Source organism: Pseudoduganella sp. UC29_106 (assembly GCF_044055365.1).
Classification (GTDB): domain Bacteria; phylum Pseudomonadota; class Gammaproteobacteria; order Burkholderiales; family Burkholderiaceae_D; genus Rugamonas.
This window is the reverse complement of record NZ_CP171977.1, coordinates 6,577,392-6,595,316: the sequence shown is the minus strand read 5'-3', so window position 1 is coordinate 6,595,316 and position 17,925 is coordinate 6,577,392. Positions and strand designations below refer to the sequence as shown.

The following is a 17,925-nucleotide window of genomic DNA, read 5'->3' as shown; positions in this document are numbered from 1 at the left end:
CGGATCATTGATCCGCCGTGTATGCCGGCGCTGCGGCTCCGGCCAGCGCTTCGAACGCGGCGATGGGCATGGGCCGGGCGAACAAATATCCCTGTGCCTCCTCGCAATGCTTCCCGCGCAAAAACGCCGCCTGCGCTTCGGTTTCCACACCTTCCGCAACCACCGACAAGCCCAATGAATGCGCCAGTCCGATGGTCGCCGTCACGATCGCCGCATCATTCGGATCGGTCTCGATATCTTTCACGAACGCGCGGTCGATCTTGAGGCGATCGAGCTCGAACAGCTTCAGGTAGCTGAGCGAGGAATAGCCGGTGCCGAAATCGTCGATGGCCACGGTGATGCCGCGCCGGCGCAGTTCGCGCAGCAGGCGGCGGCTGTGTTCCGGGGTCCTGCATGGCAGCCGATTCCGTGATTTCCAGTTCCAGCCGCGAGGCATCGACACCGCTGTTGGCGAGTAGGCGGTCCAGCAGCGGCAGCAGGCCGCTGCCGTGGCACTGGCGGGCGGACAGGTTCACCGCCAGCCGCAAATGGCCCAGGCCCGAGGCGCGCCACTTGTCCAGCAGCTGCACGGCGCGCGTCAACACCCATTCGCCCAGCGGCAGGATCAGGCCCGATTCCTCGGCGATGGGGATAAAGCGGTTCGGGCTGACCATGCCCAGCTCCGGATGATGCCAGCGCAGCAGCACTTCTGCGCCCAGCAGGCGGCTGTCGGACAGCGCAACCTGCGGCTGCAGATAAAGCTCGAACTGCTGCTGCTCCAGTCCCTGTTGCAGGCGGTTCTCCATCAGCAGGCGCTCGTGCGTGGCCGCGTTCATGGCCGGCTGGAAGAACTGGAAATTGCCGCGGCCCTGGCTCTTGGCGGCGTACATCGCGGTATCGGCATGGCGCAGCAGGGTGGCCGCATTATCGCCATCGGCCGGGAACATGGCCACGCCCACGCTGGTGCCGCTGTGAATCAGCTTGCCCGCCAGCTGGAAGGGCGCCGCCAGCGCATCGACGATGCGCACCGCGATGGCGCCCGCGTCTTCCGGCGTGACAGCGCCATTGGTGACGACGATGAATTCGTCGCCGCCCAGGCGGGCGATGGTGTCCACTTCGCGCAGCAGCTCGCGCAGCCGGTCCGCCACGGCCTGCAGCAGCAGGTCGCCCGTCTGGTGGCCGTGGGTATCGTTGATCTTCTTGAAGTGGTCGAGGTCGAGGAACATCACGGCCGCCTGGCCGCGGCTGCGGCGCGTCTGTGCCAGCAACTGTTCCAGGCGCAGGTTGAGCGAGAGGCGGTTATCCAGGCCGGTCAGCGGATCGTGATGGGCCAGGCGGTAGATACGCTCCTGGGCGCGCTGCTGCTCCGTGAGGTCATGCAGGATGGTGACGAAGAGATGGCCGTCCGGCAGGTCCACCTCGCTGACGGAAAGGGCGAGCGGGAAGGCTTCGCCATTGCTGCGCCGTCCTTCGGCTTCGTGTTCGCGGCTGTCGCCTTCGGCCACATGCCGCAGGAAAGCGCCCGGCGCCTGGCCCTCCGGCAGCGGCAGGAAGCGCGCCAGCGGCTGGCCGCGCAGGGCGTCCGGCCGCTGGCCGAACAGATCGCCCGCCGCCGCATTGGCGGACAGGATGGCGCCATCGCAGCCGATGGTGAGGATAGCGTCCGCCGCCTTGTCGAGGATGGCCTGCAGGCGCGCCTCGCGTTCGCGCAGCTGGGCCGTGCTCTGCTTGACCTGGGCCTGGATCTGGGCCCGTTCGCCGCTGATCAGCAACATCAGCGCGCCCAGCAGGCCGGTCAGCGCCAGGCCGGCCGTCAGCGCGGTCCAGCTTTGCCAGCCGCGCTGCTGCAGCGCATAGTCCAGTGTGGGCGCCATCGTCAGGCGGTAGCTGCGGCCGCCCAGGTGCAGCGTCCTCGTCACCGCGTCCAGGTGCGGCACGCGCTCCAGCTGGTCGATCACGGGCGCGCCGTCCGACGTGTCTTCCAGCTTCACGCGCAGATGGGGGAAGTAGGCCTGCTGCAGCGCCACCTGCACGAAGGATTCGATGTACAGCGACAGTTGCAGCACTCCCATCGGCGGCGCGCCGTCCGCAGCGCGCACGGCCTGCATCAGCACGATGCCGCGGCCGGCGCCGCGCCGCATCAGCATGTGTGGTGCGCTGGCCGCCGGAAAGCCGCTGCGCAGGGCGGCGTCCACCGCGCCGGCGCGTTGCGGCGAGCCGAGGATGTCCACGCCCAGGTAGTGGGCGCGCTCCTGCGGCTCGATGAAGGTGGCCACCAGGTAGTGCGGGCGCCGCGGCGCGGGAATGTTCTCGCCCTGCGGGGCAAACTGGCGCAGCTGGAAATCGGGTGCGGCTGCGACGCGCGCCCATGCTTCGAAGCGCTCGCGGTCGGCGTGTTCAACGGGACGCAGCCAGGCCATCGACAACAGCTCCGGGCGCTGGTCGAGGTAGCCGGAAGCGAACTTGCGGAAGTCGTCGCGCGTCATGAAGTTGCCGTACACCGTGATGCCGCGCGACATGGCGTACAGGTAGCGTTCATGCTCGGAGAAGCGGGCCTGCAGCAAGTCGCCCACCTGCTGCGCCTTGAGGCGGAAGCCCTGCATGCGCTGCTGCGCTTCCCAGTGCGCCACCTGCACATACACGGCAATGAAGGTGGTCATCAGCACCAGCAGGGGCAGGCCCACCAGCCAGCGGCGGCGCCACCACAGGGCGCGCGGTTCGGCGATGACGATCCATACCAGGGGCGCGGCCAGCAGCATGCCTACTGCGTCGCCAATCCACCAGGCCAGCCAGTTGGCCGGCGCATCGGCGACTGCCACGGCGCCGGCCAGTGCGGCGCCGCCGATCGACACGGTGGAGCTGACCAGGCTGGCCAGGGGCGCCAGCAGCAGGAACAGCAGTACGTCGCGCCCGGCGCCGATGTCGGGCCGGATCCAGCGGCGGAAGGCATGCGCCGCCAGCCCCGCCTGCAGGCTGGCGCCCAGCGCTGCGCACAAGGCGGCCATGGCCTGCGACGCTGTGGGCAGGGTAAAGGGATCGGGCGCAGCAGGCAGGGGCAACAGGTTGACCAGCAGGGCGCCGAGCGCCACGCCCGGCAGCAGGGCGGGGCCGCGGCTGGCGACAGCCGCCAGCGCGATGCCGGCCGGCAGGAAGAGGGGAGTGGCATAGCCGGGCGCCAGCGAGAGGTAGAGGCCGAAGCGGCCCGTCACCAGGTAGGCGGCAAGCAGCAGCAGGTTGGCCAGCAGCCAGCGGCGCCGGGGCAGGGTGGTCAAGGTGGACTCCGGGTGAAAACAGCAGGGTGCCACATTGTCGTACAAGCTGACGAAATCGCAACCTAAAAACAACACTTGCAAATTTGCAGGCGTAGCCCTTACAATCTCGCCCCGAAGCAGACGGTCAGCTTCGCAGTGCAGAAAGCCGCACGGCGCTTGTTGACAGTTGATTGTAATTGCTTCATACTCTGCGGTTCCTTCGCGGAGGGGTGGCCGAGTGGTTAAAGGCAGCAGACTGTAAATCTGCCCTCTTATGAGTACACTGGTTCGAATCCAGTCCCCTCCACCAGATTGCAAGGAACAGAGTGAAGAAAATGTAATACGGACCTCGCGGGTGTAGCTCAATGGTAGAGCTGAAGCCTTCCAAGCTTAAGACGAGGGTTCGATTCCCTTCACCCGCTCCAGTATGGCACGCAATACATGGCATCAAACAAAGCCCTTGTAGCTCAGTGGTAGAGCACTCCCTTGGTAAGGGAGAGGCCACGTGTTCAATCCACGTCAAGGGCACCAGAATTCAGAAGTATCAGATCGACAGACGGGCACGTGCCCTGCAATCTTACATATTGTTAGGAGTCTAAAATGGCAAAAGAAAAGTTCGAGCGGACTAAGCCGCACGTGAACGTTGGCACCATCGGTCACGTTGACCATGGCAAGACCACCCTGACCGCTGCAATCGCAACTGTTCTGTCGAAGAAGTTCGGCGGCGAAGCTAAAGCTTACGACCAGATCGACGCTGCTCCAGAAGAAAAAGCACGCGGCATCACCATCAACACCGCGCACGTCGAGTACGAAACCCAGGCACGTCACTACGCCCACGTTGACTGCCCAGGCCACGCCGACTACATCAAGAACATGATTACCGGTGCTGCGCAGATGGACGGCGCAATCCTGGTTTGCTCCGCAGCTGACGGCCCAATGCCGCAGACCCGCGAGCACATCCTGCTGGCGCGTCAGGTTGGCGTTCCTTACATCATCGTGTTCCTGAACAAGTGCGACCTGGTGGACGACGCTGAACTGCTGGAGCTGGTGGAAATGGAAGTGCGCGAGCTGCTCTCCAAGTACGAGTTCCCAGGCGACGACCTGCCAATCATCAAGGGTTCCGCACGTATGGCCCTGGAAGGCCAGCCGGGCGAAATGGGGCGAAGACTGCATCATGCGTCTGGCCGATGCACTGGACACCTACATCCCGACTCCGGAACGCGCTGTTGACGGCACCTTCCTGATGCCAGTGGAAGACGTGTTCTCGATCTCCGGCCGCGGCACCGTGGTGACCGGTCGTGTTGAGCGCGGCATCATCAAGGTCGGCGAAGAAATCGAAATCGTTGGTATCATCGACACCGTCAAGACCACCTGCACCGGCGTGGAAATGTTCCGCAAGCTGCTGGATCAGGGTCAAGCCGGCGACAACGTTGGCCTGCTGCTGCGCGGCACCAAGCGTGAAGACGTTCAGCGTGGTCAGGTTCTGGCTAAGCCGGGCTCGATCAAGCCGCACAACCACTTCACCGGTGAGATCTACGTTCTGTCGAAAGATGAAGGCGGCCGTCATACCCCGTTCTTCAACAACTACCGTCCGCAGTTCTACTTCCGTACCACCGACGTGACCGGTTCCATCGAGCTGCCAGCCGATAAAGAAATGGTTATGCCAGGCGATAACGTGTCGATCACCGTCAAGCTGATCTCCCCGATCGCTATGGAAGAAGGTCTGCGCTTCGCAATCCGCGAAGGCGGCCGTACCGTCGGCGCCGGCGTGGTTGCCAAGATCATCGCCTGATAAGAATCCGGGCCAAGGCTAGCGCCCATCCGTGATGGGTGCTAGAATCACGGATTCCACTGATAAAGTTTTACACGTAGGGGCGTAGCTCAATTGGCAGAGCGTCGGTCTCCAAAACCGAAGGTTGGGGGTTCGATGCCCTCCGCCCCTGCCACCGAATCTGGTGCAGGGCACCGAAAGTAAAAAGTAAATGTCTAATCAATCCGTGCAAACCGTTAGCACGACGAACGATAAGTTCAAAGTCGTGCTGGCAGTGGTTGCGCTGGTTGCGGGCGTAGTCGGGTTCTTCTACCTGGCAGGTCAACCAACCCTTGTGCGGGCAGCCGCGCTTGTGGTTGGTTTGCTCATTTCCGCCGGCATCGCGTACACCTCGACCACTGGTCGCGAATTCATGAATTTCGCGAAGGAATCCATTCGCGAGACCAAGAAGGTGGTCTGGCCGACCCGCAAGGAAGCGACCCAGATCACCCTGATCGTGTTCGGTTTTGTGCTGGTGATGGCTGTGTTCCTGTGGGGCACGGATAAATTGCTGGAATTCCTGTTGTACGACGTAATCCTTGGTTGGAAGAAATAATGAGCGAAATTGTGCAAGACGAGCCGGGCAAGGAAGAGCCTGAGCAGGCGGTTTCCACGCCGGTCAGCAACAAGCGCTGGTACGTCGTCCACGCTTACTCCGGCATGGAGAAGAGCGTGCAGCGAGCCCTGACGGAGCGCGTCGAGCGCGCCGGCATGCAAGAACAGTTCGGCCAGATCCTGGTTCCGACTGAAGAGGTCGTTGAAGTGCGCAACGGCCAGAAGTCCGTTACCGAACGCCGTTTCTTCCCGGGCTATGTGCTGGTTGAAATGGAAATGACGGACGAAACCTGGCACCTGGTGAAGAACACCAGCAAGGTGACCGGTTTCATTGGCGGCAAGTCGAACAAGCCGACCCCGATTCCTGCGCGCGAGATCGAAAAGATCATGCACCAGATGCAGGAAGGCGTGGAAAAGCCGCGTCCAAAAGTGCTGTACGAAGTGGGCGAGCAAGTCCGCATCAAGGATGGTCCGTTCACCGACTTCAACGGCAATGTCGAGGAAGTCAACTACGAGAAGTCCAAGGTGCGTGTATCGGTCACCATCTTCGGCCGCGCAACGCCTGTCGAACTCGAGTTCGGCCAGGTCGAGAAGGTCTAAAGATTCACGTCCCGGCGGAACGTCTAATCCGCCAACCAAGAGGAGCCCCGCCGCGTGCGGGGCGCTACTACTCAATCCAACGATAGGAAGTGCCCAACATGGCAAAGAAAATCATTGGCTTTATCAAGCTGCAAGTGCCAGCTGGTAAGGCAAACCCATCCCCTCCGATCGGCCCGGCCCTGGGTCAGCGCGGCCTGAACATCATGGAATTCTGCAAGGCGTTCAACGCGCAGACCCAAGGTATGGAACCAGGCATGCCGATCCCTGTGATCATCACCGCCTTCGCGGACAAGTCCTTCACCTTCGTGATGAAGACCCCGCCAGCGACCTACCTGATCAAGAAGCACTCCGGCGTGCAAAAAGGCTCCCCAAGCCGCACACCGACAAGGTTGGCAAGCTGACCCGCGCTCAGGCGGAAGAAATCGCAAAACTGAAGACCCCGGACCTGACCGCTGCCGATCTGGAAGCGGCTGTGCGCACCATCGCTGGTTCCGCACGTTCCATGGGCATCACCGTAGAGGGCATCTGATCATGGCAAAACTGTCCAAGCGCGCTCAAGCCATCAAGGCTAAAGTAGACCGTACCAAAGTGTACGCCTTCGACAACGCTGTTTCCCTGGTGAAAGAGCTGGCTACCGCCAAGTTCAACGAATCGATCGACGTCTCCGTCCAGCTGGGCGTGGACCCGAAGAAGTCCGACCAGGTGGTGCGTGGTTCCGTCGTTCTGCCAGCCGGCACCGGCAAGACCGTTCGTGTTGCTGTGTTCGCATCCGGCGACAAGGCTGAAGCTGCTAAAGCAGCCGGCGCCGACGTGGTGGGTATGGAAGACCTGGCCGAGCGCGTCAAAGCCGGCGACATGCCTTTCGACATCGTGATCGCTTCCCCGGACACCATGCGTATCGTGGGTACCCTGGGTCAGATCCTGGGCCCGCGCGGCCTGATGCCGAACCCGAAGGTTGGCACCGTGACCCCGGACGTGGCTGGCGCCGTCAAGAACGCCAAGGCCGGCCAGGTTCAATACCGTACCGACAAGGCAGGTATCATCCACGCCACCATCGGCCGCAAGTCCTTCGCCGATGCTGACCTGAAGACCAACCTGCTGGCTCTGATCGACGCACTGAACAAGGCCAAGCCGGCTTCGTCCAAAGGCGTGTACCTGCGCAAAGTGTCGATTTCCTCGACCATGGGCGCCGGTGTTCGCGTGGACCACGCTACCCTGGCAGCGTAATAAAGAATTAAGTCCCGGTGGAAACGCCGGGCGGATCTTTGGGCTGGCAGGGTTTTCCTGCCAGGCCTTCAAAGACCGTTGGGCTCGATGCAGCAGGCAGGCATCGGGTTAATCGCCGGAAGGCGCCCAACGCAGATGGTGTACCCGAACAAGTTTCTGTAGTCCATTGGACTCCTAAACCTCGGACGCCGTTGTTCGAACCGATGTGGGGCGCAAGCCTGACATCATTTAAGGAGGTTGACCGTGGGTCTCAATCTGAATGACAAAAAGGCCGTTGTCGCCGAAGTTTCCGCAAAAGTAGCAACTGCGCAAACTATCGTCGTGGCCGAGTACCGTGGCATCCAGGTTGGTCACTTGACTCAACTCCGTGCCAAAGCGCGTGCGCAAGGCGTGTACATCCGTGTTCTGAAGAACACCCTGGCACGTCGTGCAGTAGAAGGCACGCAGTTCGCCCCTCTGGCCGATTCCATGACCGGTCCGCTGATCTACTCGATCTCGGATGATGCCGTTGCTGCAGCGAAAGTCGTCGCCGACTTCGCCAAAACCAACGACAAGCTGGTTGTGAAGGCTGGTAACTTTGCAGGTAAAACAGCTCGACGTAGCTGGCGTTACCGCACTGGCGAGCATTCCAAGCCGTGAAGTCCTCATCTCGCAGCTGTTGGGCGTTATGCTGGCTCCGGTGTCGGGCTTTGCACGTGGTCTGGCTGCTCTGGCAGCCAAGAAAGAAACCGAAGCCGCTTAATCGCTGGCTGCGTTTCTTAGTCAATACCAATTCTGTAGCATTACAAACAAATTAGGAGTTTCAAATGGCAATTAGCAAAGACGATATCCTGAACGCAGTGAGCGAAATGTCCGTGATGGACCTGAACGAACTGGTCAAGGCATTCGAAGAGAAGTTCGGCGTGTCCGCCGCTGCAATGGCAGCTCCGGCTGCTGGCGGCGCCGCTGCTGGTGCAGCTGCTGCTGAAGAGCAGACCGAATTCAACCTGGTTCTGTCCGAAGTCGGCGCGAACAAAGTTGGCGTGATCAAGGCAGTTCGCGAAATCACCGGTCTGGGCCTGAAAGAAGCCAAGGACCTGGTTGACGGCGCACCGAAGACCGTGAAAGAAGCCCTGTCGAAAGCTGACGCTGAAGCCGCTAAGAAGAAGCTGGAAGAAGCTGGCGCCAAGGCCGATCTGAAGTAATTTTGCGTAAGGCGGCGCAAGTCGCTAAACGTGGGAAGCCAAGCGGCGGATCTCCTCTGAAAGGAGGGGTCCGCCTTTGGCTCCTTTGTCGTCTGTGTTGTAAGTGTTGTTTGTTCGCTCAGTGGCTTGAGGTTTTCGCTGGCGTGTGCCAGCCAAAACCTGAATCCTCTACCCTTTCCTGTCACTCACGGAGTGTCCATGCACTACTCATTTACTGAGAAGAAACGCATTCGCAAGTCTTTTGCGAAGCGCGCCAACGTCCACAACGTTCCGTTCCTGCTGGCTACCCAGCTCGAGTCGTACGAAAACTTCTTGCAGGAGCACACTCCACCTGCCACACGCAAGAATGAAGGCCTGCAGTCGGCTTTCAGCTCCATCTTCCCCATCGTTTCCCACAACGGCTTTGCCCGCCTGGAATTTCTGTCCTATGTGCTGGGCGATCCCGCCTTCGACGTCAAGGAATGCCAGCTGCGCGGCCTGACCTTCGCGTCTCCGCTGCGCGCCAAGGTGCGCCTGGTGATCCTGGACAAGGAATCGCCGACCAAGCCGGTCGTCAAGGAAATGAAGGAACAGGAAGTCTACATGGGCGAACTGCCCCTGATGACTACCACCGGTTCGTTCGTCATCAACGGTACCGAACGTGTGATCGTTTCTCAGCTGCATCGTTCCCCGGGCGTGTTCTTCGAGCACGACCGCGGCAAGACGCACTCCTCCGGCAAGCTGCTGTTCTCGGCCCGTATCATCCCTTACCGCGGTTCCTGGCTGGACTTCGAGTTCGACCCGAAAGACATCCTGTACTTCCGCGTCGACCGCCGCCGCAAGATGCCGGTATCGATCCTGCTGAAGGCGATCGGCATGACGCCGGAACAGATCCTGGCCAACTTCTTTGTCTTCGACAACTTCAACCTGCGCTCGGAAGGGGCGGAGATGGAGTTCGTGTCCGAACGCCTGCGCGGCGAAGTCGCGCGCTTCGACATCGTCGATCCGAAGTCGGGCAAGACCATCGTGGTCAAGGACAAGCGTATCAACGCCAAGCACGTGCGTGAAATCGAGCAGGCCGGCATCCAGCACATCTCCGTGCCGGAAGACTACCTGCTGGGCCGTGTGCTCGCCAAGAACATCGTTGATCCGGAAACCGGCGAAGTGGTGGCCCTGGCCAACGACGAGCTGACCGAGGAAACCCTGGGCAAACTGCGCGATGCCAGCATCAACCAGATCCAGACCCTGTACACCAATGACCTGGACCAGGGCGGCTACATTTCCCAGACCCTGCGTATCGACGACACCGCCGACCAGACCGCCGCCCGCGTGGCGATCTACCGCATGATGCGTCCTGGCGAACCGCCGACCGAAGAATCGGTGGAAGCGCTGTTCAACGGCCTGTTCTACAGCCCTGAGCGTTACGACCTGTCCGCCGTGGGCCGCATGAAGTTCAACCGCCGCATCGGCCGTGATGAACTGACCGGCGCCATGACGCTGTCGAACGAAGACGTGCTGGCCGTCATCAAGATCCTCGTCGAGCTGCGCAATGGCCGCGGCGAAGTGGACGATATCGATCACCTGGGTAACCGCCGCGTGCGCTGCGTGGGCGAACTGGCCGAGAACCAGTTCCGCGCCGGCCTGGTGCGCGTTGAACGCGCCGTCAAGGAACGCCTGGGCCAGGCCGAAGCCGACAACCTGATGCCGCACGACCTGATCAACTCCAAGCCGATTTCGGCTGCCATCCGTGAGTTCTTCGGTTCGTCCCAGCTGTCGCAGTTCATGGACCAGACCAACCCGCTGTCCGAGATCACCCACAAGCGCCGTGTTTCCGCTCTGGGCCCGGGCGGCCTGACGCGCGAACGCGCCGGCTTCGAGGTGCGCGACGTGCACCCGACCCACTACGGCCGCGTGTGCCCGATCGAGACGCCTGAAGGCCCGAACATCGGCCTGATCAACTCGCTGGCACTGTATGCCCGCCTGAACGAATACGGCTTCCTGGAAACCCCGTACCGCAAGGTCGAAGGTTCCAAGGTGACCGACAAGATCGATTACCTGTCCGCCATCGAAGAAGGCCGTTACATCATCGCCCAGGCAAACGCTAAAGTGAATGAAGACGGCCAACTGGTCGACGAGCTGGTATCGTCCCGTGAAGCGGGCGAGACCATCCTGGTGTCGCCGGAACGCGTGCAGTACATGGACGTGGCCCCGGGCCAGATCGTGTCCGTGGCAGCCTCGCTGATTCCATTCCTGGAGCACGATGACGCGAACCGTGCACTGATGGGCGCCAACATGCAGCGCCAGGCTGTGCCTTGCCTGCGTCCTGAAAAGGCGCTGGTCGGTACCGGCATCGAGCGCACCGTGGCAGTCGACTCCGGCACCACCGTGCAGGCGCTGCGCGGCGGCGTGGTGGACTACATCGACGCGGGCCGCGTCGTGATCCGCGTGAACGATGAAGAAGCACAGGCTGGCGAAGTCGGTGTCGACATCTACAACCTGATCAAGTACACCCGTTCCAACCAGAACACCAACATCAACCAGCGTCCGATCGTGCAAGTGGGCGACCGCGTGGCCAAGGGCGACGTGATTGCCGACGGCGCATCGACCGACCTGGGCGAACTGGCGCTGGGCCAGAACATGACCGTGGCCTTCATGCCATGGAACGGCCTGAACTTCGAGGACTCGATCCTGATTTCGGAAAACGTCGTGAAAGACGACCGTTACACCTCGATCCACATCGAAGAACTGTCCGTGGTGGCCCGCGACACCAAGCTGGGCCCTGAAGAAATCACCCGCGATATCTCCAACCTGGCCGAGAACCAATTGGCCCGCCTGGACGAATCCGGCATCGTGTACATCGGCGCTGAAGTGCAGGCCGGCGACACCCTGGTCGGCAAGGTGACCCCGAAGGGCGAAACCCAGCTGACTCCGGAAGAGAAGCTGCTGCGCGCGATCTTCGGCGAAAAAGCCTCCGACGTGAAAGACACTTCGCTGCGCGTGCCTTCGGGCATGGTCGGCACCGTGATCGACGTGCAAGTGTTCACCCGCGAAGGCATCCCGCGCGACAAGCGCGCCCAGCAGATCATCGACGATGAACTGAAGCGCTTCCGCCTGGACCTGAACGACCAGATGCGTATCGTGGAAGGCGACGCCTTCCAGCGTCTGGAAAAGATGCTGATCGGCCAGGTCGTGAACGGCGGTCCGAAGAAGCTGGCGAAAGGCGCCAAGATCACCAAGGAATACCTGGACGATCTGGACAAGTTCCACTGGTTCGACATCCGTCCGGCGGAAGACACCGCTGCGACCGCGCTGGAAGCCATCAAGGAATCCATCAACGAGAAGCGCCACCAGTTCGACCTGGCCTTCGAAGAGAAGCGCAAGAAGCTGACCCAGGGCGACGAGCTGCAGCCTGGCGTGCAGAAGATGGTCAAGGTTTACCTGGCCGTGAAGCGCCGCCTGCAGTCCGGCGACAAGATGGCAGGCCGCCACGGTAACAAGGGTGTGGTCTCGCGTATCGTTCCGGTGGAAGACATGCCTTACATGGCAGACGGCACCCCGGCCGACGTGGTGCTGAACCCGCTGGGCGTTCCGTCCCGTATGAACGTGGGCCAGATCCTGGAAACCCACCTGGGCTGGGCAGCGAAGGGCCTGGGCATCCGTATCGGCGAAATGCTGCAGGCGCAGATCAAGGTTGAAGAGATGCGCAAGTACCTGACCACCGTGTACAACGAGACCGGTTCGAAGGAAGACATCGCCAACTTCAGCGACGAGGAAATCATGTCGCTGGCGGCCAACCTGAAGAAGGGTGTGCCGTTCGCGACCCCGGTGTTCGACGGTGCGCACGAATCCGAAATCCGCCGCATGCTGGACCTGGCGTATCCGGACGAGATCGCAACCAAGCTGGGCATGACCGACTCCAAGAACCAGGTCACCATGTACGACGGCCGCACCGGCGAAGCCTTCGAGCGAAAGGTCACCGTGGGCGTGATGCACATGCTGAAGCTGCACCACCTGGTGGACGACAAGATGCACGCGCGTTCGACCGGTCCTTACTCGCTGGTGACGCAGCAGCCTCTGGGCGGTAAAGCCCAGTTCGGCGGTCAGCGCTTCGGTGAGATGGAGGTGTGGGCTCTGGAAGCTTACGGCGCATCGTACGTGCTGCAAGAAATGCTGACCGTGAAGTCCGACGACGTGAACGGCCGTACCAAAGTGTACGAGAACCTCGTCAAGGGCGATCACGTGATCGATGCCGGCATGCCGGAATCGTTCAACGTGCTGGTGAAAGAGATCCGTTCCCTGGGTATCGATATCGACCTGGAACGCAACTAAAACCACCGGCAGAAGCAGGTGTCAGACACGATGTGTCTGACACCAGGTTTCCGCCTCGGGTTTTAAAGAAGTCACCAACGCGCAAGTTTAAGAATTCATCACTACCTGGAGTGATACATGAAAGCACTGCTGGATCTATTCAAGCAAGTACAGCAAAACGAGTCCTTCGACGCGATCAAGATCGGTCTGGCCTCGCCTGAAAAAATTCGTTCCTGGTCTTACGGCGAAGTCAAGAAGCCTGAGACCATCAACTACCGTACCTTCAAGCCTGAGCGCGACGGCCTGTTCTGCGCCAAGATCTTTGGCCCGATCAAGGACTACGAGTGCCTGTGCGGCAAGTACAAGCGCCTGAAGCACCGCGGCGTCATCTGCGAAAAGTGCGGCGTTGAAGTCACGCTGGCCAAGGTGCGCCGTGAGCGCATGGGCCACATCGAACTGGCTTCGCCGGTCGCCCACATCTGGTTCCTGAAATCGCTGCCGTCGCGTCTGGGTATGGTCCTGGACATGACCCTGCGCGATATCGAGCGCGTGCTGTACTTCGAAGCATACGTTGTGACCGATCCTGGCATGACCCCGCTGAAGAAGTGCCAGATCATGTCGGAAGATGATTACGCCGCCAAGTACGAAGAGTACGGCGACGACTTCACTGCCTTCATGGGCGCTGAAGGTATCCGCGAACTGCTGCGCTCCATCGACATCCACCGCGATGCCGAAGCCCTGCGCGTGGAACTGAAGGAATCGAAGTCCGAAGCGAAGATCAAGAAGTACGCCAAGCGCCTGAAAGTGCTGGAAGCGTTCCAGCGTTCCGGCATCAAGCCGGACTGGATGATCATGGAAGTGCTGCCGGTGCTGCCGCCGGAACTGCGTCCGCTGGTCCCGCTGGATGGCGGCCGCTTTGCGACCTCCGACCTGAACGACCTGTATCGCCGCGTCATCAACCGTAACAACCGTCTGAAGCGCCTGATGGAACTGCGCGCTCCGGAAATCATTACGCGTAACGAAAAGCGCATGCTGCAGGAAGCAGTGGACTCGCTGCTGGACAACGGCCGTCGCGGCAAGGCGATGACCGGCGCCAACAAGCGTCCGCTGAAGTCGCTGGCTGAAATGATCAAGGGTAAGGGCGGCCGCTTCCGTCAGAACCTGCTGGGTAAGCGCGTAGACTACTCCGGCCGTTCCGTGATCGTGGTGGGTCCGCAGCTGAAACTGCACCAGTGCGGCCTGCCGAAGCTGATGGCCCTGGAACTGTTCAAGCCCTTCATCTTCAACAAGCTGGAACTGATGGGTCTCGCGACCACCATCAAGGCTGCCAAGAAACTGGTTGAGCAACAGGAACCGGTGGTGTGGGACATCCTGGAAGAAGTGATCCGCGAACATCCGATCATGCTGAACCGTGCGCCGACCCTGCACCGTCTGGGTATCCAGGCGTTCGAGCCGGTGCTGATCGAAGGCAAGGCGATCCAGCTGCACCCGCTGGTCTGCGCCGCCTTCAACGCTGACTTCGACGGTGACCAGATGGCAGTTCACGTGCCGCTGTCCATCGAAGCTCAGATGGAAGCGCGCACCCTGATGCTGGCGTCGAACAACATCCTGTTCCCGTCCAACGGCGAACCGTCGATCGTGCCGTCCCAGGATATCGTGCTGGGCCTGTACTACGCGACCCGCGAGGCGATCAACGCCAAGGGCGAAGGCATGCTGTTCCCGGACGTGTCCGAAGTGATCCGCGCCTACGACAACAAGGAAGTGGAACTGGCGACCCGCATCACCGTGCGTATCGTGGAAAACCCGAAAGATCCGGCCACCGGCGAATTCGTGCGTACCCTGACCCGTTACGAGACCACCGTCGGCCGTGCGATCCTGTCCGAGATCCTGCCGAAGGGCCTGCCATTCTCCGTGCTGAACCGCGCGCTGAAGAAGAAGGAAATCTCGAAGCTGATCAACACGTCCTTCCGCAAGTGCGGCCTGCGCGCGACCGTGGTGTTTGCCGACCAGCTGATGCAGTCGGGCTTCCGCCTGGCGACCCGCGCCGGTATCTCCATCTGCGTGGACGACATGCTGGTGCCGGACGTGAAGAAGACCCTGATCGCGACCGCCGAATCCGAAGTCAAGCAGATCGAGCAGCAATACGCTTCCGGTCTGGTGACCGCGGGCGAGCGCTACAACAAGGTCGTCGACATCTGGGGCAAGACCTCCGATGAAGTCGGCAAGGCGATGATGGACCAGCTGAAGGTGGAAGACGTGGTGCGCCGCGACGGCACCCAGTCGACCCAGGAATCGTTCAACGCGATTTACATGATGGCCGACTCGGGCGCACGTGGTTCCGCTGCCCAGATCCGTCAGCTGGCCGGTATGCGAGGCCTGATGGCGAAGCCGGACGGCTCCATTATTGAAACGCCGATTACCGCGAACTTCCGCGAAGGCCTGAACGTTCTGCAGTACTTCATCTCGACGCACGGCGCCCGTAAAGGTCTGGCCGACACCGCGCTGAAGACTGCAAACTCCGGTTACCTGACCCGCCGTCTGGTGGACGTGACCCAGGATCTGGTGGTGACCGAGGACGATTGCGGCACTTCCAACGGCACGCAGATGAAGGCGATGGTCGAAGGCGGTGAAGTGATCGAAGCCCTGCGCGACCGTATCCTCGGCCGCGTGGCCGGTACCGACGTGGTCAATCCTGAAACCCAGGAAACCCTGTACGAAGCCGGCTCGCTGCTGGACGAAGACATGGTCGAAGAGATCGAACGTCTGGGCATCGACGAGGTGAAAGTCCGTACGCCGCTGACCTGCGAAACCCGTTACGGTCTGTGCGCCAAGTGCTACGGCCGCGACCTGGGCCGCGGCCTGCTGGTGAACTCCGGCGAAGCGGTCGGCGTGGTGGCAGCGCAGTCGATCGGTGAGCCGGGTACCCAGCTGACCATGCGTACCTTCCACATCGGCGGTGCGGCATCGCGTGCGGCAGTGGCGTCCTCGGTGGAAGCGAAGTCGAACGGTATCATCCGTTTCACCGCGACCATGCGTTACGTCACCAACGGCAAGGGCGCGCAGATCGTCATTTCCCGTTCCGGCGAAGTGCTGATCACCGACGACCACGGCCGTGAGCGCGAGCGTCACAAGGTGCCGTACGGTGCGACCTTGATCGTCAAGGATGGCATGACCGTCAAGGCCGGCGCTCCTCTGGCAACCTGGGACCCTCTGACCCGTCCGATCATTACCGAATACGCCGGTACGGTGCGTTTCGAGAATGTCGAAGAAGGCGTGACCGTGGCCCGTCAGGTGGACGACGTGACCGGTCTGGCAACCCTGGTGGTGATCGACGCCAAGCGTCGTGGCTCGCCGGGCAAGGCCATGCGTCCGCAGGTGAAACTGCTGAACGAAGACGGCCAGGAAGTGAAGATCGCCGGCACGGAACACGCCGTGGCGATCGGCTTCCAGGTAGGCGCGCTGATCATGGTGAAAGATGGCCAGCAAGTGTCGGTGGGTGAAGTGCTGGCACGTATCCCGACCGAATCGCAGAAAACCCGTGACATTACCGGTGGTCTGCCGCGCGTTGCCGAGCTGTTCGAAGCACGTTCGCCGAAAGACGCGGGCATGCTGGCGGAAGTCACCGGTACCGTGGCCTTCGGTAAGGAAACCAAGGGCAAGCAGCGTCTGGAAATCACCGACATGGACGGCAACAAGCACGAGTTCCTGATTACCAAGGACAAGCAAGTGCTGGTGCACGACGGCCAGGTGGTGAACAAGGGCGAGATGATCGTGGACGGCCCGGCCGATCCGCAAGACATCCTGCGTCTGCTGGGTATCGAAGCCCTGGCGCGCTACATCGTTGACGAAGTGCAGGACGTGTACCGTCTGCAGGGCGTGAAGATTAACGACAAGCACATCGAGGTGATCGTTCGCCAGATGCTGCGCCGTGTTCAGATCGTCCAGGCTGGCGACACCGACTACATCGTCGGCGAGCAGGTGGAGCGTTCCGAGCTGCTGGAAGAAAACGACAAGGCCGTGGCCGCAGGCAAACTGCCGGCGACCTACGAGAACGTGCTGCTGGGTATTACCAAGGCATCGCTGTCGACCGACTCCTTCATCTCGGCCGCATCGTTCCAGGAAACCACCCGCGTGCTGACCGAAGCTGCGATCATGGGCAAGCGCGACGGCCTGCGCGGCCTGAAGGAAAACGTGATCGTCGGCCGCCTGATCCCGGGCGGTACCGGTCTGGCCTTCCACCGCGCCCGCAAGGAGAAGGAAGTGTGGGAAGCCGAAGAGCGCAAGGCGCTGCTCGACGCCGAACGCGCCGCCATCGTGGCCGAACTGCCAGCGGACGAACCGCACCACAGCGACGAAGCATAAGCTTCCTCCCGCTGACAAAAACGCCACCTTCGGGTGGCGTTTTTTTTTGCCGCGGCGGCTTGCTCTAGTAGAATTATTTGCAATGAAGATACATCTAGTCCTATTCGCGGCGATCGCAGCGCTGTGCGTGCCGCTATCCAGCCAGGCCGGCGTGCGCACGGAAGAACTGCGGCGCTGTCTTGCCGATTTCGGCGGCATCGAGTGGAAGCTGCCTTACCAGCCGCCGATCCGCATCCGCTCCTGTGCGGGGCCTGTCGTCACCTATGACACTGCCGACAAGCCGGCGCCGGGCCGCCGCGTGCTGGAGTTGATCGGCGAACTGACACTGGGACCGGGGCCGCAGCTATCCTCCGACGAAAACTACGCAGCGTTGCAGCATGCGATGCTGGCGCATTTCGATGCGCTGTTCCGCCGCCATGGCTTCCGGCAGGTCGCCACCGAAACCGGCAATGCGCGCACCATTTATCCGCGGGCCACGCAGTGCCTGCTGCACCGGGTGGCCTGTGGGGAGCCGGAGCCGCCGCCCGCTCCGCCCATCCCATACGTCAGCATGGCGCGCTATACGCGCAGCGCCGATGGGCAGGAGCAGACGCTGATTTTCGCAGCCGATGCGAAGAACACCTGGCGTATCACGCTGGACGGCGTCGCCGTGGGCACGAAATGAGGCGGC

Annotated in this window: 9 protein-coding genes, 4 tRNA genes and 3 pseudogenes; 14 read left to right on the top strand and 2 right to left on the bottom strand. The window is 61.6% G+C overall.

Annotation, left to right across the window (positions count from 1 at the left end; genetic code table 11):
* Nucleotides 1–4 precede the first annotated feature (4 nt).
* Nucleotides 5–334, bottom strand: a complete 330-nt coding sequence (locus tag ACHMW6_RS32760) for an EAL domain-containing protein (RefSeq protein ID WP_395403429.1) — start codon at nucleotides 332–334, stop codon at nucleotides 5–7.
* Complete coding sequence (locus ACHMW6_RS32755; protein ID WP_395403427.1) at nucleotides 216–3,251, bottom strand: diguanylate cyclase domain-containing protein; 3,036 nt, start codon at nucleotides 3,249–3,251, stop codon at nucleotides 216–218. Before ACHMW6_RS32755 ends, ACHMW6_RS32760 begins: the two co-directional genes overlap by 119 nt.
* Nucleotides 3,252–3,454: 203 nt before the next feature.
* On the opposite strand from ACHMW6_RS32755, the gene ACHMW6_RS32750 reads away from it, so the two are divergent.
* The 14 genes and pseudogenes from ACHMW6_RS32750 (at nucleotide 3,455) to ACHMW6_RS32685 (ending at nucleotide 17,919) form a co-directional block, all read left to right on the top strand.
* Nucleotides 3,455–3,540: transfer RNA gene (locus ACHMW6_RS32750), tRNA-Tyr, on the top strand.
* A 41-nt stretch (nucleotides 3,541–3,581) separates the two neighbouring features.
* Nucleotides 3,582–3,655 (top strand) — tRNA-Gly (locus ACHMW6_RS32745).
* A gap of 31 nt (nucleotides 3,656–3,686) precedes the next feature.
* A tRNA-Thr gene (locus ACHMW6_RS32740) sits at nucleotides 3,687–3,761 on the top strand.
* 69 nt (nucleotides 3,762–3,830) lie between these two features.
* Nucleotides 3,831–5,022: pseudogene (tuf, locus tag ACHMW6_RS32735) on the top strand (elongation factor Tu).
* A gap of 78 nt (nucleotides 5,023–5,100) precedes the next feature.
* Nucleotides 5,101–5,176 (top strand) — tRNA-Trp (locus ACHMW6_RS32730).
* 36 nt (nucleotides 5,177–5,212) lie between these two features.
* The gene (gene secE, locus ACHMW6_RS32725; protein WP_395403424.1) at nucleotides 5,213–5,596 is read left to right on the top strand and encodes a preprotein translocase subunit SecE; all 384 of its coding nucleotides are present in this window, start codon (nucleotides 5,213–5,215) and stop codon (nucleotides 5,594–5,596) included.
* Nucleotides 5,596–6,195: a transcription termination/antitermination protein NusG gene (gene nusG / locus ACHMW6_RS32720; protein WP_395403422.1), complete on the top strand. Its 600-nt coding sequence runs from the start codon at nucleotides 5,596–5,598 to the stop codon at nucleotides 6,193–6,195. Before secE ends, nusG begins: the two co-directional genes overlap by 1 nt.
* 98 nt (nucleotides 6,196–6,293) lie before the next feature.
* Nucleotides 6,294–6,724, top strand: a pseudogene (rplK, locus tag ACHMW6_RS32715) (50S ribosomal protein L11).
* A gap of 2 nt (nucleotides 6,725–6,726) precedes the next feature.
* A complete protein-coding gene (rplA, locus tag ACHMW6_RS32710) occupies nucleotides 6,727–7,422 on the top strand; it encodes a 50S ribosomal protein L1 (protein WP_395403420.1) in 696 nt (231 codons plus the stop codon).
* Between the two features lie 243 nt (nucleotides 7,423–7,665).
* Nucleotides 7,666–8,164: pseudogene (gene rplJ / locus ACHMW6_RS32705) on the top strand (50S ribosomal protein L10).
* Between the two features lie 64 nt (nucleotides 8,165–8,228).
* Entirely contained in the window at nucleotides 8,229–8,606 is a 378-nt protein-coding gene (rplL, locus tag ACHMW6_RS32700; RefSeq protein WP_395403418.1) for a 50S ribosomal protein L7/L12, read from the top strand.
* 198 nt (nucleotides 8,607–8,804) lie between these two features.
* Complete coding sequence (rpoB, locus tag ACHMW6_RS32695; RefSeq protein WP_395403416.1) at nucleotides 8,805–12,914, top strand: DNA-directed RNA polymerase subunit beta; 4,110 nt, start codon at nucleotides 8,805–8,807, stop codon at nucleotides 12,912–12,914.
* A 117-nt stretch (nucleotides 12,915–13,031) separates the two neighbouring features.
* Nucleotides 13,032–17,255 carry a DNA-directed RNA polymerase subunit beta' gene (rpoC, locus tag ACHMW6_RS32690; RefSeq protein WP_395403414.1) on the top strand — a complete coding sequence of 1,408 codons (4,224 nt, stop codon included), beginning with the start codon at nucleotides 13,032–13,034 and terminating at the stop codon, nucleotides 17,253–17,255.
* An 82-nt stretch (nucleotides 17,256–17,337) separates the two neighbouring features.
* On the top strand, nucleotides 17,338–17,919 hold the full coding sequence (locus ACHMW6_RS32685) for a hypothetical protein (protein ID WP_395403412.1): 582 nt from the start codon (nucleotides 17,338–17,340) through the stop codon (nucleotides 17,917–17,919).
* Nucleotides 17,920–17,925: the final 6 nt, after the last annotated feature.

Coding starts and splice junctions, on each gene's coding strand:
- secE (WP_395403424.1), top strand. CDS start 5,213: ATGTCTAATCAATCCGTGCAAACCGTTAGCACGACGAACGATAAGTTC.
- nusG (WP_395403422.1), top strand. CDS start 5,596: ATGAGCGAAATTGTGCAAGACGAGCCGGGCAAGGAAGAGCCTGAGCAG.
- rplA (WP_395403420.1), top strand. CDS start 6,727: ATGGCAAAACTGTCCAAGCGCGCTCAAGCCATCAAGGCTAAAGTAGAC.
- rplL (WP_395403418.1), top strand. CDS start 8,229: ATGGCAATTAGCAAAGACGATATCCTGAACGCAGTGAGCGAAATGTCC.
- rpoB (WP_395403416.1), top strand. CDS start 8,805: ATGCACTACTCATTTACTGAGAAGAAACGCATTCGCAAGTCTTTTGCG.
- rpoC (WP_395403414.1), top strand. CDS start 13,032: ATGAAAGCACTGCTGGATCTATTCAAGCAAGTACAGCAAAACGAGTCC.
- ACHMW6_RS32685 (WP_395403412.1), top strand. CDS start 17,338: ATGAAGATACATCTAGTCCTATTCGCGGCGATCGCAGCGCTGTGCGTG.